The sequence below is a fragment of the Aeribacillus sp. FSL M8-0235 genome (genome assembly GCF_038000355.1).
Classification (GTDB): Bacteria; Bacillota; Bacilli; order Bacillales; family Aeribacillaceae; genus Aeribacillus; species Aeribacillus composti.
Genome location: NZ_JBBOBW010000001.1, coordinates 191,418 through 206,713 on the forward strand (window position 1 = coordinate 191,418; position 15,296 = coordinate 206,713).

Consider the following 15,296-nt stretch of genomic DNA (forward strand, 5'->3'; position numbering starts at 1 on the left):
TAGGTTTTGATATTGGCATTGGTTAAACATTCAAGACGACCTTTACTAGATCGCTCTGCTCATTTAAAGGGAATTAAAACGAATAGGCAGCACGAGTTTTTATCAGATTTAGAACGAAACCACTTTTATTTAACTGAATATTCTGATTTTTATGTTGATATTGGAGAACAGTTTCCTTTATTGCCGTTGGAAGAAACAATTGTCATTTCCAATTGTAGTGCCCGGATTAAGCGATAGACCGTTTTCCACCCAGTAATTCCGTCTTCAGTCACTTCATTAAAACCAGCTCTACCGCCATAGGTTTTATTCAGTCATCTTTGAACCTCTAAAACTCTTTCATCCATTCTCCTTTTCTCCTTTCTTTTCTATTAACTTACAATTCAATCTTATTTTGTTTAGAAAAGAGAAAAATATAGTAAAAATCTTTAAAAAGTCAGGAAAAAGTAAACAATTCATTTAATCTTTTTTACGGTGATTTATAAAATTTTTGTAAAGTTATTACTAGCTCAAAAAGTTTAGTTTGTTTTCTGCAAGAAAAAAATACAGAGTGTTGCAGTATATCTTTATCAAAATTTTGAATAAATATACATATATGTATGTGATCTATCCATCAAGGGCTTGACATGGATTCTCTGTAGCCATGATTCTTTAGCCAAGCGCCAGCTTCAACAGTTTTGGCAAAACCAAAAAAGGTTATCATGCAAGCTCCGACAAGAAATGAAATTGCAAGAGGAGCAAGTTTTGGCAAAACCAAAAAAGGTTATCATGGCTCCTCTTCCATGTAAAGCCCCATTCATATCACTGCATAAGGATTTTGCAATTCTCTGCACTTTTATTTTGCAAAAAACACGATAAGACATCAGGAATTAGTCAAATCGCTCTCGCACGCCAAATGATCCAATCGCTCCATGGGTGGAACCATCGTGTCTATGTTCTGTTTGATTCTTGGTATACATCGAAATCGCTCATTGAAACGTGCCTAACGAAAGGATGGTATGTCATCGCGAGCACTGAAAACCAACCGCATCTTGTATCCACAAGGAATTCGTCAATCCGCCAAAGAATTTGCCCGTTACATCGATGTTTCCGATACCCACCTCGTGACCGTGGGAGGGGAAACGTATCGAGTGTATCGCTACGAAGGAGCATTGAACGACATTCCAAATGCAGTGGTATTGTTTTGTTGGAAAACCAATCAACCGATGACGAGCGAACATTTGCGTTGTTTTTTGAGTACAGACACGGAACTGAGCGGTCAGGCTATTCTTGAATACTATGCGAAACGCTGGTCGATCGAAAGCTACTTTCGGTAAACGAAAGAAACATTAGGTTTCACTTGATTGGCTTTATGCCTTTCAAGGTTTTTATTTTAAAACTAACAGATGTATCAAATAATAAAGTGCAATTACGAGAAAATTTATATATCGTTTTTTCCAACATTTTAATTCTGACTTCATAATGGTTCCGCCTACTATGAGTTTGGCTGTGATGCATGGTGAAACTATTAACAACACTAATACCCTTCGAGTATGCTTTAAAACACGAGAGAAAGCTTTCTCGTGGCAAGAAAGAGGGTATAAACTTTTAACTGATTGTGACAATAAAAAGCTGGCAAATTACTTTTGTATTGTATTTTCACTAGAGACGGTCGTATAATACTCGTCATTGTTAACAAGCGTTACATAAATTGTAATTTTCGTAACGGGGGGGATGTAACGTTAAATGTTGTCGGGTATATACGAGTCTCGACGCAAGGACAAGCGAAAGATGGATATAGTTTAAAGTATCAAGAAGATGAAATTAAAACGTATTGTAAAGCAAATGGATGGAACTTGAAATACATTTTTAGAGATGAAGGAATCAGCGGGGCAAAAATTAATGAAGAAGCGTTGGAAGTGGACAGGGTGGGCTTACAAGAGATGTTAGCCCCACCTTTCTTCTCTCCAAATTAAGTATGTCGTGGTGTTAAACACAAGTCGGTTGTGGCGCTCTGACATGGTGAGAGTGTTGATTCATCGAGAGTTACAGAAGTATGGGGTGGATATTACGCGTTTTTTCGGTTCGGTTTTAGGCTTTTCTTCCTTTGGAGGCGCCTGGTCACGAGCCTCAAAATGAGTGGCATCGATGGCAACTGTGTCATCCGTGATAAACCCTTCGGCTACCGCCTGGGTGATCACTTGTTCCTGTACTTCTTCCAAAATGTTCGACTCTTTCAGTTTGGTAATAAGCCGGGAATAAGAGGCCTCAGAAGGCGTGTTATCTGATACGAGAAAACCGCAATTTAACTTAAAAGCAATGTCTTCATTCAACCGTTTCACAAGATCTTTAACGGTTGGGATTCGTTCAACATACCGCACAAAAACTGAAATCACCATGGCTGCCTAGTTTAATTCTTCAGGTCCAAGATGGGACTTCTTGGTTACTGAATAGCAGATTTTATCAAGATTTATAGCTGAAATAATGGCATCGTATCGATGGGTAGGTTCCATCTCATATAATTGCTGGATGCCAAACAAACTCATTTGTCGTATAATGGTCACAGGGAGTAAGCCTCCAGTCTTTTTTGGTTTTCTCGTCAATTACCATTATACAAGACTTGGGGAGGTACTTCCTTTTTTATATTTTGAAACCCTTGGGCCACAAGGACTTGGAATTTTGAAATTCACTCAATAAATAAAGCTGGAATAAACTGCAAAATTAGGAATGATTGAGGTGATGAAAAGAATGAAGACATCCATAAAAATTATTTTAGTTTGTAGTCTAATATTTTTGTTCATTTTAACTTTACTATCTATGAACGGGATTTACATACAGTTGGGCACCCCGTCAGTTGGAATTAGTCATCAATTTCTCAATCTTCTCTTCATATTTACAACGGTCTTTTCTGGCGTTTATTTAATTAATTATAAGCAAAAAGATAAAGCACTTAAAGGTATTGTCGCAGCAATTGGTTTGTTTTTATTGATTATCCCTTTACTTAACTGGATAATGTCTAGTGATGCAGAATATATTACTTTTACATCACCAGATAAAAAGGAGAAATTCTTAATCATTGAAACTGGCCATGGGGAACTCTACCAATTATCAGATTCTAAACTATTCATGATACATTTGGCTGACATAAATACGGACGATGGATTTAAACCATTCACAAATAAAGCATTTAAATTAGAGTGGGAAGAACCGAATAAATTATTCATACATTATGCATTTGATTACATGGAACCAGATAAATACCAAAAAATATCAATAACTTATAAAGCTCACTAAGTAAAAAAATAGGTTTATCGAAAAAACATGATAAACCCATCTCACTGGATACTTAACTCAATAAGTCCATTAATACTTAACAATAGTTGTAACTCCATATTCTATTCAGTTAAATAATTTTTATAACTTAATTCTTCTACCCATTTTTTGGGATTTAACTGATAGGTGCCATAAATATCTTGATACGTTAAACTACCAACATTAATTACAATTGGTTCGGGATTTCCCATTAATCTTTGCTGATAAATTTTGAAATCGTGTTGATTTGGAATATGTAAAAGCTCTAAAACATCTCCTACTTCCATATATTTTTCAAGATATAACAAAAATAATTGATTACCCGCACCAGAGATTTCGTAAATGTATGGAAGATTAAAAAGGTTTTTTATAAATTCATCCCATCCCATTAGCATTGCATAAATATAGTTAGAATTTTCTGTTAATTATTTTTTGTGAATTTGTGCCAAAAAGACAAAACCTAAAGAAAGGTGGCATTGCCCATTTGGTAAATATATACAGTTAAACCAGAGCGACAACGACAAAAGGGAGATTATGGACTGGCTCGCCCATCAAATTTTCGCAACCAAACATAAGCTGGTTTCCACAGAGCTCTCTTTAACCAACGAGTAATTCGAAGTAGGGATTTCTTACTTTTCATCTCCAATTGAATGAGAACATGTAAGCAATACGTGATCAGGGCTAAGAAAATTTGATTTTGAATAGCTGTTTCACTCATTCCATAAAAGTGCTTAATTTCTACGTGTTGCTTGAGCCATTTGAAAAAGAGTTCAATAGCCCAGCGAGATCGGTAAATATCACTTATCTCTTCTGGTTTTAAATCAAATCGGTTGGTGATGAAACGAAGTAAGTTCCCTTTTGTGTCCATAACTTCTAGTAGACGAAAGACATTTTCAGTACGATTTTGTGTGGTACCAATGTAGACCATTTTATCGGATAGAACGTGACAATCATCAGGAAGTGAAAATGTATAGACTTCACGAATGACTGCGTTTTTCTTCAGTCTTGAAACGAAGAAATAGCCATCATCTGTCATCCGGTCAAAACGTTCATAGTCCACATAACCGCGGTCAAACACATACATGGCTTCTTGATCATCCACTAGGACTTCGAGTTGATTTCGGTCATGTTCTTTTGCTGTCGTAATCACTGCTTTTTCAGGATAGACGGTGTCTTTATCCATGAAAACGAGCCGTAAGTGTAGCTTTACACCAGCTTTTGTTTTCCGGAATTTTGCCCATTTATAATTGGTCAAGTTCAACGGGAGTGTACTTGAATCAATGATTTTCAGTGGCATATTCTTTCCGTTTTTATAATGGTACCGTTGAATTTTCCAAACAAGATCCAAGAACAAATTTGCAAGAATTAGTGGGTGGATCTGATTGTTTTTTCGGGATAGCTGAGAGGCACTTATCGATTCAAATCCGAGTGCTTTTTGAAGATCTTCGTCTACAAGTGCATCACTCATTTCCTCTAAGCTCTTAAATTCGAGCAGCTGGGCTACCAATAAAAGTTTAATATAGGCTTCTGTTGTCAGCTTTTTTGTGTAATAGTCCTGTTTCAATTCTTTGACTTGTTCGCTAAGTTTTTGAATATTTATGGGTGAAACCCATTTACCAAATGATGAAATTAGTGTATTCTTGTCCATAACGCTTATCCTTTACGATTGGATTTGGACAGGAACCACCTGTACTTCCATTGTAAAGGATTTTTTTGTTTCGAAATCAATAAAAAATTGAACATTCTTAGTATTTTGAATCATCAGATTTAATTACTGCAATGCTAGTGATCCCATCCATAAGTATCTACTTCTCTAACACTTAGACTCATCCAATCTTCTATTCGTTCAAATACAGTACGATTATTGTATGCTTGAATTTCATCAGGAATTTCAAATGGTTTAGATGACGCTAAGAATGTAATTTCAGACATTTCACTCCCGCCTTCTAAATATACCTGTCCTTATTCAATTCATAGACGGTTTTGATTATATAATATTAAATTCAACAAAAAATCCTTCATCCCTATATTCTCGTCTCCTGCTGCCATATAGCTTATGATCTTGAAATTGTCGTTTTATAAATTCTAAAACTGCACGCTTTTTTCGTTTACCAAGATTATCCGTATAAATTTAATCAAAATTTTTTACAAAACTAGACAATTTTGTACACGAATAATAAAACTGTTTAAAAAATATATAATAATTGTTTAAAAATCAGGGCGATATAAAAGTTTTAACGCCTTACCCATTTACATGGCAACGATTATTTATCTCTTTACAACTTTTCATAAACTGAGTAAGATAATTTCTGTAAAATTGAATATGATTAAATCGCTGAATCCTTTTGAGGAGCGGGGGAACCATTTTGTAACGTTTTGTTACTTGGGGTGAATCCTTGAAAAAGGAGGGGCTACTCTCATAGTCCTAATCCGACAGCTAACCTCGTAAGCGTTTTGGGAGGGATGTAAGTTGAATGATGTCTTTTTGGCCACTGAGTACATCCTCAGTGGTTTTTTATGTTTATGAAGATGCACATAAAAGTCCATACAGTTCATCAAGCTATAAGAGAGGAAAAAGCCTAATACTTTTAAGAAAGAAGGAATCTTGAAAATGGCTTATTTGAAACGGTTATTCATCGGTTCGCCAATGGAAACGAAACGATTGAAACATGAAAAATTACCAAAATGGAAAGCATTGGCAGTATTTTCTTCGGATGCATTGTCTTCCGTAGCGTATGCAACAGAAGAAATATTATTAGTATTGATGATATTAGGAACCAGCGTGTTTTTTTATTCCTTACCCATAGCTTTGGCGATTGTAGGGCTTTTAGTCATTGTGACTTTATCCTATAGACAAATCATTTATGCCTTCCCATCAGGAGGCGGAGCTTATGTAGTGGCAAGAGACCACATCAATACCACCACAAGCCTAGTAGCAGGCGCAGCATTAATGATTGATTATGTTCTTACGGTTGCGGTTAGTATTAGCTCAGCCGTTGCGGCTCTTACTTCTGCTTTTCCAGCATTGCTTACTTGGAAAGTGGAAATAGCCGTCGCTCTTGTATTATTGCTCATGATTTTAAATTTGCGAGGAATTACCGAATCAGCCACTGTATTTGCCTATCCAACCTATTTATTTATTATTTCAGTACTAGTTCTCATTATTGCAGGAGGATGGAAATTATATAATGAAGGATGGCATGGTTTTAATTATGCAAATCACGCTACACCTGAACATTTCTTCGCTAGTGGATACGGAGTGTTTATTTTATTAAGGTCTTTTTCATCCGGTTGTTCAGCAATGACAGGAGTGGAAGCCATTAGCAACGGTGTGCCATCGTTTAGACCTAACAGTTCCAGAAATGCTGCAATTACAATGGGATGGATGTCTTTACTGTTAGGCTTCATGTTTCTAGGTATTACAATTTTAAGTGCCGGCTTCGGAGTGACCCCAGCCGAACATAAGACTGTCATTTCTCAAATTGGAAGTCACGTCTTTGGCAATAGCATATTATTTTATATTTTTCAGATGATCACCATGTTAATTTTAGTATTAGCTGCGAATACAAGTTTTGCCGGATTTCCGCAGCTTGTTTCGATTATAGCTACTGACCGTTATTTGCCGAGAAGTTTAGCAGCGCGCGGAGATCGTTTGGTGTTTTCCAATGGAATTATTCTCTTAAGTATTTTAGCGATCATTTTAATTATCGTATTCCATGGTAAAACACATTCTCTGATCCCGCTGTATGCAGTCGGAGTATTTCTTTCCTTTACGATCGGTCAATACGGTATGATTAAAAAAATATGGAAAGAAAAATCGAAAAGCAATATGGCCACATTGTCGATCATTATCACTGGAACAATTGCTACAGGATTAGTAACGATCATTACCGTTATAGCGAAATTTACACACGGTGCATGGTTAGTGATTGTAGCCATTCCATTGATCGTTGTCTTGTTTAACAAAATTCATGCTCATTATGAAACATTAGCTCAGCAATTAAAATTGGATAAAAGTGATCGGACTGAAACAAAAGAAATTGTGACTCCAAAGGTGATCATCCCGATTTCAGGCATTAGTAAAGTCGTTGATCAATCTGTACAATATGCAAAAAGTATTTCAGACGATATTACAGCCATTACAATTGTTTTTGCCGAAGAAGAAGAACAGAAAATACGCGACAAATGGTATAAGTTGTATCCAGATATCGAGCTGAAAATTATGATTCATCACCACATTTTGTGATTTAACCCAAAAAATAAGGAAAACACTCACGAATTCCTGGCAATAATGTTAGCGTGACTTAACATAACAGGAGGTTCTAAAGTGTTTTCCGTATCACTAGATTTGCCAGAATTTGAAGTTGTTAAACAAGTGTTTCTTGAAGATTGCAATTTGTTACATGTCGAGAAAAATACTACAGAAGAACGCTGTTCTTACTGCGGTTTTTTTTCTAGTCATGTCCATGACTGGCGGACAAGAAAGGTTCGTGACTTGTCCGTATTAGGTAAGCCCCTTTTCTTATTTGTCAGAGTGTATAGATACCGTTGTCACAACTGTAATGAGGTATTTTCACAAACATTTGAATCTATCAGTCCTAATAAGCATCAGACCAATCGGTACAGAGAATATCTGTACGAAATGTGCATTGGCTCTACTATCCAAGAAGTGAGTCGAAAGGAAAAAATACCTTATACAACCGTTGAAAGAATATTTTATTCCGTTGCTAAAGAAAAAGAGAAGGAGCATTTAGAAACTCTTGAAAGTGTTTTAGAAAACAATGAATTAATCCTTAGCCTTGATGAGATCGCTGTCCGAAAGGGTCACCGATATGAAACAGTTCTTATGGATACCCAATCCGGGAGTGTGCTTGGTATGGAACATCAACGGAGTTATCGTTCAACTCAGATCTTACTTGCCAAGAAGATTCTGTCTAATAAATGTGTTCATACCGTTGTTATGGATATGTGGGATCCCTTCCATAAAGCTGTTAAATCTATATTCCCAGAGGCCTGTATCGTCATTGATAAATATCATGTGCATGACTGCGAAACTTCGTGAGAAAGGATTTGATGTGAATCATAAACGCGTACGCCGTCTCATGCGCCTTATGGGTATACAAGCTATTTACCCTAAACCCAACCTTAGTAAGAGGCTACATGCCAAGTACTGCTGGCCTTACCTGCTCCGTGGATTGGAGATCACCCGTCCGAACCATGTATGGGGAGTGGATATCACCTACCTTCGTATGGGACGGGGCTTTATGTACCTGTTTACCATCATCGACTGGTTCAGCCGCAAAGTGATCGATTACGAGTTATCTAGTACGCTGGAGAAAGGATTTGTCATCGACTGTCTGAAGCGGGCATTGCGTCATGGTAAGCCGGCCATCATCAATAGTGACCAGGGCAGCCATTTTACAAACGCTGACTATCTCGGGCTGTTGAAAGAGTATGGCATCCAGGTATCAATGGATGGCAAAGGACGAGCAACAGACAATAGTCGTACGGAACGATTCTTTAGAGCTTTAAAGTATGAATGTATCTATCTCAATGAATTCGAGAATCCTAAAGAGTTGCGAAAAGGCATTCGACGCTATGTTACGTTCTATAATACAGACCGACCTCACCAATCCTTGGACTATTTGACGCCAGCAACAGTGTACAAGCAACCTAAGATGGCTCAAGCATCCTAACCATCGAACGTGATGAGAGGCTTTATATGGAGAGACGGGCATGATAGGCTGTTTTAGCCATGCGATGTTATCTGTCCATCGCTCCAGCGCAAAAAATCGTGCCCGTAGAGGCTCCATGTCAAGCCTTTTTTGCACACGCACCACATTCATAGCGAAAGGAGAGAATGGATAACTTAAATATTATCAATTTGTGTCTTGACAAAGGGGTGCATTACAGTTTAGCTTTAGCAATCAAATAATTGCCACCTTTCTACAACCATAAGAAATGAATTGAAAAAAACGATAACATCCGAAGGGAACGGATATGTATTTCATTTTTAGTTTACTCCAAACTTATAATTCCCTTTTGATATGAGTTCTTTATCTGACTAATATCCCATAGATTCTTTTATTACTTCAATCACTTTTTTTAGATTTTCAATTGGGACTTGACCAGGGGCTGAACTTTTTTCCCCGACAGCAAAGGTTACTGCAGATCCATAAACCCAACCTAACATTCTACTTACTGAACCCAATTCCCCCATAGACATTGTGATAATTGGGATGTTCAATACTTCTTTTGCTTCTCTTGTCACTTCTAATAAAGTTAAAACATCTTTATTATTTTTAGGCATAACCGCCGTTTTTGCAATATCTGCACCGTAAAATTCCGCCATCAGTAAGCGCTTAAATATTTCTGACTTTTCAGGTGTGAACTCAAAATTGTGATAAGATAATATGAGTTTTTTCCGATAATCCTTCGAAACCTCTCTTAAATGTCTAATATGTTCAGGCTCATTCGACACTTCATAGTCAATGATATCGATAGCATCACTCTTACATATCTCACTAAGCAACTCAACCTTCTCGTCTTCAGTTAAAGAAATTTGTTGGCCGCCTTCTTTATGGGATCGAATGGTGAAAAGAATCGGAATACCATTGCTATTATTAGAGATTTTCTGGGCAGTAAACAATACCTTATCAAACTTGATAAGCTCATCATAAAAATCAACACGCCACTCAATCAAATCAGGCTTTTTAGGTACAATGTTTGTTAGTTCAGCAAGAATTTCATCGGTGCTTTTACCTGTTAACGGTGTGCATATATATGGAAGTTTTTTTTCATCAAACATTCATAAGTCCTCCTAAAATTCAAGATGGATAAATTTCTTCCCCTAATTGGGTAACTTCCAAGGTACCAGTCATCTTAAGAAATTTCATTGTTTGTACGCCTTCTAGATGTTATCTCGCCACTACCTCCTCACTGATTTAGTTACCTCTTCTCTTTTAACAACAACTCTAGCAACATATTTTTCTTCGCAGTGTCATCAATATCCCTTTCTAAAATATCTTGAATTCTGTTTTTTATTTCTTCGTTCTTGTCTTCTAGCACTGCTAAGTGTATTAAATCTCTCTTTTCTACTTCCGATAAAAGTTTTGAGTTAATCCCAAAAATTAAATCTAAGGCATCATAACCTAAAGCACTGAATATTTCACTATTACCAGGATACATATAGAACCTCCTCGTATATTAGTAGTAAGAGCTCTTTCTAGAAGAATTTCCAGTTGATCCGGATCCTCTGAAATCTCTCTTGGTCCCTATAGTTTTTTTAACTAGGCAGCCTTTTGGCTTCCCATCGAATAATTTTTTGTTTTACCCATTTGATGGGGAAGCCATAGGAAAGATAAGATGTAATTGTTATTTACTTTCGAAAGGGGATGTTCCCTACTGCTTATTTAAATTACCTTATAAAATATTAATATCGTAAATGGCGGGGGATGAAGGAGGCTCCATCGCAAGCTCCGTCATTTTTTATAGATATTCAGGCCTGCTTTTGGGACAATAGGAACCGACAAGATCGTATCGGGATCTAGCTTATCCTCTTTTCAGAAACTTCGGTGTAATTCTTAAAAATCCTGCTACTCACGGTTCATTATTGAAGGTCTAACTGGTTGCGCTGATGTGAAAGAAGTGAGTGTAGAGCTCATAATGGGCTTCTTTTCCTTGGATGCTGATAACGAGGAAGACATCTAGGAGGAGTCACAAATGCTTGTTGGTTAGACGTAAGCTTGAAGTCCCATCATGACCATTTCATGAAAAAGGACAGTTCATCTATCGCTGAAGTGAAACGATTCGATAAAGAGATTGCCAAATTGATGAAAGGGATACCACAAACCCTTCGATAAGTTTCAATTACATAACTAGTAACAAAAACATCAACTGTCCAATTTTCTTGCGGTTAAGTGTATTTGAATACCACTAAGCTTAAGATAGTCAGATAGCTGAAGATCTATCCACTCTCCTAACATAGTAGCGTATTCATTAATCTTTCGGCAACTGTCCTTTAGGAGTGTACCACCATAATAACTAAAACGGCTCATCACCAAAGTTTACATGCTGATGATATTCTCCTTCTGGAATGACCAAGTAGTCGGCTTCCTTCAATTCCCAACATGATCATGCTATCCTATCGAGCTACGGCTACTCTCAGGCCAAGGAGATAGCTTTCGACCCCAAATCCGCAAATTTGACCTAATTTAATTGTTGATTTTGGCTACGAAGTGGGCTCTATAGAAACAGCCTTTATATTTAGACGCGAACTCATGGTGTCATTTACCTGTTATCATGTCAGACAAAGGGTAATTTTTCTTCCTTCATTTGCTGAGAGATATGCTACGTACGAGGATGAGCATCGAGATAGTCTTTTGCCGTTTGCAAGCAACGCCGCGCATGTTCCTCAAAACCCAATTCCTTAGCGCGTTTGGCGTGTGGCAGCTCAATCGAATAAGGAATCTCAGGAATCCGATTTACGATGCTCGCAATATCAATACCACCCTCTCCTACATACAAACGTGCCTCACGAAGGATTTTGGTCATCTCTTCTTTCGAGGTAGGAATTTCCGCAGGTGCATCACAAAGATGGAGATAACGGAACCATTCGCGTGGTACCTCATCCAAATCCTCAGCCTTATCACCTGAGCGGTGGAAATGATGTATATCTATCATAAGACCGGCATTCTCCTGCTTTGCTGTGCGAAGAACGTCAAGTGTTCCCGCAAGGTTAGAGACACTAGCAATTGGAACGAATTCCAGTTCTACTGTCAGTCCGAAAGGTTTGGCTAACTCGCAAAGTTCGATAAAACGCTCGATATAATAATTACGATCGTTAGTCCAGATGCTACTAAGAACATGGCGTCCACCGAGTTCAGCAGCGACTTCCATGGCAGGCAGATAGCTTTTCGGATCGACCCCATCGTAGATCCTCGCCAATTCGATGTCAAGAAGCTTGACGCCCGTTTCGGAAAGTGCGGCTTTGGTTTGCCGTAGCATCTCCTTGTTTTTAGCCAACTCGTAGTTGGGTTCGCCAGGCAGACCCATGTAGATGGGTCTGAAGCTGACGAAATCATAGCCGGCTCGCGCAGCGATATAAGTCATCTCAGGCGGTGAACAGCCTAGCACTGTAAGGTGGGCTAGGGAAAATTGTCTTGTCATCTTCATTTATTCCTCCAATCGTGCGTTGATCTTTAGAGTTCAACAGCTACGTGGTGAACCTTCTTATTCGGAGAATAAATATCCATGATATTCCAATGTCCCGCGGTTGGAGTCGGAATATTCTGCATTTCAACATCAATAACAAACGGTTTATTTGATTCAATAGCTTGCTTTAATACAGGCTTAAATTCATCAGCAGATTGAATTTTTACCCCTTCAATCCCATATGCTCTTGCTATCGCGGCATAATCTGGCGAATAAGGTTTGCCATCCTTTTGGAACAAAGTACCTAGAGTCGTTCCAAAGTGGGCTTTTTGCAAGCCGGCAATCGTACCAAAAGCGTAGTTATTCATGATAACCCAAACAACCGGAATGTTCTCTTCAAATGCTGTGGCCAGGAAAGCTGGGTTTTGACCGAAACCGCCATCACCTACTAATGAAATAACCACTTTATCTGGTTGCGCAATTTTCGCCCCAAGGGCAGCCGGAGCACCGAACCCCATCGTGGCAAATCCGCCTGGTGTAAGAACGGTTCCTGCTTCATAAACAGGAAACTGCTGTCCTACTCCATTCTTGTTCCATCCTACATCGGTAGTAATATAAGCATCTTTCGGCAATACCTCGCGAACCTCTTGTAAAATCCGCTGCGGTGTCATCGGATAGGAGTTATTTTGAATATGCTCTTGATTCTTTCTATTAAACTCTTCTTTATTAGCCGCAATTTGTTGTTTTAATGCTTCATTTTGCCTTCCGTTTGGTACGATGTCTTTTGCAACACGGTTGATCACGGTGAGGGCTTGTTTTAAATCGGCAACGACTCCAATTTCCGCTGGATAGTTTCTTCCTATTTCATTTGGATCGATATCGATGTGAATCAGCTTTGTAGTTGGGATATTAAACGTATATTCGTTTTCCCATGAACTACAATCAGCTTCAGCAAAGCGTGTACCCAAAGCTAAAATCAAGTCGGCATTTCGGCACATGTTATTAATGAATTCGGTACCCCAAAAGCCCGTCATCCCTAAAGTAAACGGATGATCATCGGAAATGGCACCCTTACCCATTAAACTATAAGCAACAGGGATACTCAGATGGTCGACCAATTCTTTTAATTCTTGGGATGCATTCGCTAGAATGATCCCTCCACCTACATAAATCAAAGGATTTTTAGCACCGACTAATCTTTCAATGATTTGTACAGCTGTCTCGTTATCAATGGAAGGTTTGTGCAATTTTTTTGTATGATTCTTCAACTTTTCAAAGCGTTCCACATCAACTTCTTTTGAAAAAATGTCCATCGGCACGGATACTAAAACGGGTCCAGGTCTCCCACTTTCTGCTAATTGGAATGCCTTTTCCAAAATTTCCGGGAATAGATCAGGACGTTCTACACGCCAAGCGCGTTTCACAAACGGACGGTAGATTTCATATTGGGATGCATCCGCATGAAGATTCACTTCTTGATGTGGATGCTTTCCGTAGTAATGGCTTGGAACGTCCCCTGCAATGACGACCATCGGAATGGAGTCTAAAGCTGCATTCGCCACTCCGGTTGCCGCATTTGTTAAACCCGGACCCAAATGGCTCAATACCACTGCCGTTTGCTTTTTTGCTCTGGCATATCCGTCAGCCATATGAGCAGCGATTTGTTCATGTCTGACATTAATAAACTTAATAGAACTATTTTCTAAAGCAGTTAACACCGCAATATTTGTATGTCCACAAAGACCAAAAATGTGTTCAATTCCTCTATCTTCTAGATATTTGACTAATTGATGGGAAATAAGATCTTTCATTGCCTATGTTCCTCCTTAAAGCTCAAAATAATTTTTCCATACTTTCCTGAAGCCGCCATTTCATAAGCCCGTTTATACTCTTTGAAAGAGATGATCTCCGAAATGATCGGTTCTACATAAAAATCATCCTGCTTTAAATATTCCAGCGTCTGCGAGAAATCCGCTGGGAAGTGATAAATGATCGATCCATATAACGTCAATTCATTTCTAACCACTCTCACAACAGGGAAATTCGCTTCGGGTGTTAGCCCGATTAACAACACAGATCCGCCAGGACTCGCTATTTCCATCGCCTGTTCCACTGATTGCTTGACCCCTGCCGCTTCGATGACAACCTCGAAGGTTTCATCTCGAATGTCCCCAGGATGTGCGGTTCTGATGTCCCCGAAACTCTTTACCTTATCTAGTTTCTCCTGGCTAATATCGATGGCTGTTACCTGCGCTCCTAAATAAGTGGCCAATGCAATAGCCAGCATTCCCTCAGTACCGCAGCCAATAACGGCTACAGAAGTTCCTGTTGTGATCGCAACCTTTTTAAATGCATGAACAATCACTGCAAACGGTTCGATCAACACGGCTCTCTCATCAGACAGCCCGTCAGGTATAGGCAATACGTATTTTGACGAAATCACAAACTCCTCTGAAAATCCTCCATCCGTATTCACACCTAGCGATTGCTTGTGTCGGCAAATATTTGTTTTACCTTTCACGCACAAATCACATTCCCCGCAAAATGAGTTGGGCGCAATCACTACTTTCGTTCCAACCGTATAATTCGTGTCTTTACCTGCCTCTATAATCGTTCCTAACAACTCATGGCCTGGCCGGATCGGATAAGAAACATATGGAAGTTTCCCTTTATAAGCCCCAATATCCGATCCACAGATTCCGCCATAAATCAATTTCACTTTCACTTCATCCTCTTTCAAAAAAGATGAAGATGGAAGCACTTTCATTTCTAAATCACCTGGTTTATTCAAATATAATCCCAGCATCTTCTTCACCACCAGTCTGTTCAACTACTCTCTAATTTCTTTCAGATAA

General features: G+C 38.6%; 12 protein-coding genes, 4 pseudogenes and 1 riboswitch. Of the genes and pseudogenes, 7 read left to right on the forward strand and 9 right to left on the reverse strand.

Annotation, left to right across the window (positions count from 1 at the left end):
- Positions 1-10: 10 nt before the first annotated feature.
- The 3 pseudogenes from NSQ71_RS01085 to NSQ71_RS01095 all read left to right on the forward strand — a co-directional run.
- Positions 11-213 (forward strand): annotated as a pseudogene (locus NSQ71_RS01085) (heteromeric transposase endonuclease subunit TnsA); the annotation flags it as partial.
- Positions 214-847: 634 nt separating this feature from the next.
- A pseudogene (locus NSQ71_RS01090) lies at positions 848-1,310 on the forward strand (transposase); the annotation flags it as partial.
- Positions 1,311-1,664: 354 nt separating this feature from the next.
- Positions 1,665-2,046, forward strand: a pseudogene (locus NSQ71_RS01095) (recombinase family protein); the annotation flags it as partial.
- Between the two features lie 2 nt (positions 2,047-2,048).
- Here NSQ71_RS01095 and NSQ71_RS01100 read toward each other — a convergent pair.
- Positions 2,049-2,540: pseudogene (locus tag NSQ71_RS01100) on the reverse strand (transposase); the annotation flags it as partial.
- 184 nt (positions 2,541-2,724) lie between these two features.
- On the opposite strand from NSQ71_RS01100, the gene NSQ71_RS01105 reads away from it, so the two are divergent.
- Positions 2,725-3,270, forward strand: coding sequence for a hypothetical protein (locus NSQ71_RS01105; RefSeq protein ID WP_340732410.1), 546 nt, complete (start codon positions 2,725-2,727; stop codon positions 3,268-3,270).
- Between the two features lie 101 nt (positions 3,271-3,371).
- Here the strand turns inward: NSQ71_RS01105 and NSQ71_RS01110 are convergent, their stop codons facing one another.
- The 3 genes from NSQ71_RS01110 to NSQ71_RS01120 form a co-directional block, all read right to left on the reverse strand.
- A complete protein-coding gene (locus NSQ71_RS01110) occupies positions 3,372-3,677 on the reverse strand; it encodes a hypothetical protein (protein WP_340732412.1) in 306 nt (101 codons plus the stop codon).
- Positions 3,678-3,820: 143 nt separating this feature from the next.
- The gene (locus NSQ71_RS01115) at positions 3,821-4,936 is read right to left on the reverse strand and encodes an IS4 family transposase (protein ID WP_339196354.1); all 1,116 of its coding nucleotides are present in this window, start codon (positions 4,934-4,936) and stop codon (positions 3,821-3,823) included.
- Between the two features lie 134 nt (positions 4,937-5,070).
- A complete protein-coding gene (locus NSQ71_RS01120) occupies positions 5,071-5,220 on the reverse strand; it encodes a hypothetical protein (protein WP_340732417.1) in 150 nt (49 codons plus the stop codon).
- A gap of 391 nt (positions 5,221-5,611) precedes the next feature.
- Positions 5,612-5,755: riboswitch (cyclic di-AMP (ydaO/yuaA leader) on the forward strand.
- 144 nt (positions 5,756-5,899) lie between these two features.
- Between NSQ71_RS01120 and NSQ71_RS01125 the strand changes: the two genes are divergently transcribed.
- The 3 genes from NSQ71_RS01125 to NSQ71_RS01135 all read left to right on the forward strand — a co-directional run bounded on the left by NSQ71_RS01125 (position 5,900) and on the right by NSQ71_RS01135 (position 8,984).
- On the forward strand, positions 5,900-7,534 hold the full coding sequence (locus tag NSQ71_RS01125; protein ID WP_340732418.1) for an APC family permease: 1,635 nt from the start codon (positions 5,900-5,902) through the stop codon (positions 7,532-7,534).
- An 81-nt stretch (positions 7,535-7,615) separates the two neighbouring features.
- Positions 7,616-8,350 (forward strand): transposase, encoded by a 735-nt coding sequence (locus tag NSQ71_RS01130; protein ID WP_340732420.1) that lies wholly within the window; start codon positions 7,616-7,618, stop codon positions 8,348-8,350.
- Between the two features lie 13 nt (positions 8,351-8,363).
- The gene (locus NSQ71_RS01135) at positions 8,364-8,984 is read left to right on the forward strand and encodes an IS3 family transposase (protein ID WP_340732422.1); all 621 of its coding nucleotides are present in this window, start codon (positions 8,364-8,366) and stop codon (positions 8,982-8,984) included.
- A 368-nt stretch (positions 8,985-9,352) separates the two neighbouring features.
- On the opposite strand, the gene aroD is transcribed toward NSQ71_RS01135, so the two are convergent.
- The 5 genes from aroD to NSQ71_RS01160 form a co-directional block, all read right to left on the reverse strand.
- The gene (gene aroD / locus NSQ71_RS01140; protein ID WP_340732424.1) at positions 9,353-10,096 is read right to left on the reverse strand and encodes a type I 3-dehydroquinate dehydratase; all 744 of its coding nucleotides are present in this window, start codon (positions 10,094-10,096) and stop codon (positions 9,353-9,355) included.
- 140 nt (positions 10,097-10,236) lie between these two features.
- Positions 10,237-10,476 (reverse strand): hypothetical protein, encoded by a 240-nt coding sequence (locus NSQ71_RS01145; RefSeq protein ID WP_340732426.1) that lies wholly within the window; start codon positions 10,474-10,476, stop codon positions 10,237-10,239.
- A gap of 1,161 nt (positions 10,477-11,637) precedes the next feature.
- Positions 11,638-12,456, reverse strand: a complete 819-nt coding sequence (locus NSQ71_RS01150) for a sugar phosphate isomerase/epimerase family protein (RefSeq protein WP_340734386.1) — start codon at positions 12,454-12,456, stop codon at positions 11,638-11,640.
- Positions 12,457-12,488: 32 nt separating this feature from the next.
- A complete protein-coding gene (locus tag NSQ71_RS01155) occupies positions 12,489-14,252 on the reverse strand; it encodes a thiamine pyrophosphate-binding protein (RefSeq protein ID WP_340732428.1) in 1,764 nt (587 codons plus the stop codon).
- On the reverse strand, positions 14,249-15,247 hold the full coding sequence (locus NSQ71_RS01160) for a zinc-dependent alcohol dehydrogenase (protein WP_340732431.1): 999 nt from the start codon (positions 15,245-15,247) through the stop codon (positions 14,249-14,251). Before NSQ71_RS01160 ends, NSQ71_RS01155 begins: the two co-directional genes overlap by 4 nt.
- Between the last annotated feature and the right edge of the window lie 49 nt (positions 15,248-15,296).

What these genes read in the sequence shown, in the direction of transcription:
- NSQ71_RS01115 (WP_339196354.1), bottom strand. Translation starts at nt 4,936, where the DNA reads ATGGACAAGAATACACTAATTTCATCATTTGGTAAATGGGTTTCACCC.
- NSQ71_RS01160 (WP_340732431.1), bottom strand. Translation starts at nt 15,247, where the DNA reads ATGCTGGGATTATATTTGAATAAACCAGGTGATTTAGAAATGAAAGTG.
- NSQ71_RS01105 (WP_340732410.1), top strand. Translation starts at nt 2,725, where the DNA reads ATGAAGACATCCATAAAAATTATTTTAGTTTGTAGTCTAATATTTTTG.
- aroD (WP_340732424.1), bottom strand. Translation starts at nt 10,096, where the DNA reads ATGTTTGATGAAAAAAAACTTCCATATATATGCACACCGTTAACAGGT.
- NSQ71_RS01150 (WP_340734386.1), bottom strand. Translation starts at nt 12,456, where the DNA reads ATGACAAGACAATTTTCCCTAGCCCACCTTACAGTGCTAGGCTGTTCA.
- NSQ71_RS01155 (WP_340732428.1), bottom strand. Translation starts at nt 14,252, where the DNA reads ATGAAAGATCTTATTTCCCATCAATTAGTCAAATATCTAGAAGATAGA.
- NSQ71_RS01125 (WP_340732418.1), top strand. Translation starts at nt 5,900, where the DNA reads ATGGCTTATTTGAAACGGTTATTCATCGGTTCGCCAATGGAAACGAAA.
- NSQ71_RS01145 (WP_340732426.1), bottom strand. Translation starts at nt 10,476, where the DNA reads ATGTATCCTGGTAATAGTGAAATATTCAGTGCTTTAGGTTATGATGCC.
- NSQ71_RS01120 (WP_340732417.1), bottom strand. Translation starts at nt 5,220, where the DNA reads ATGTCTGAAATTACATTCTTAGCGTCATCTAAACCATTTGAAATTCCT.
- NSQ71_RS01110 (WP_340732412.1), bottom strand. Translation starts at nt 3,677, where the DNA reads ATGGGATGGGATGAATTTATAAAAAACCTTTTTAATCTTCCATACATT.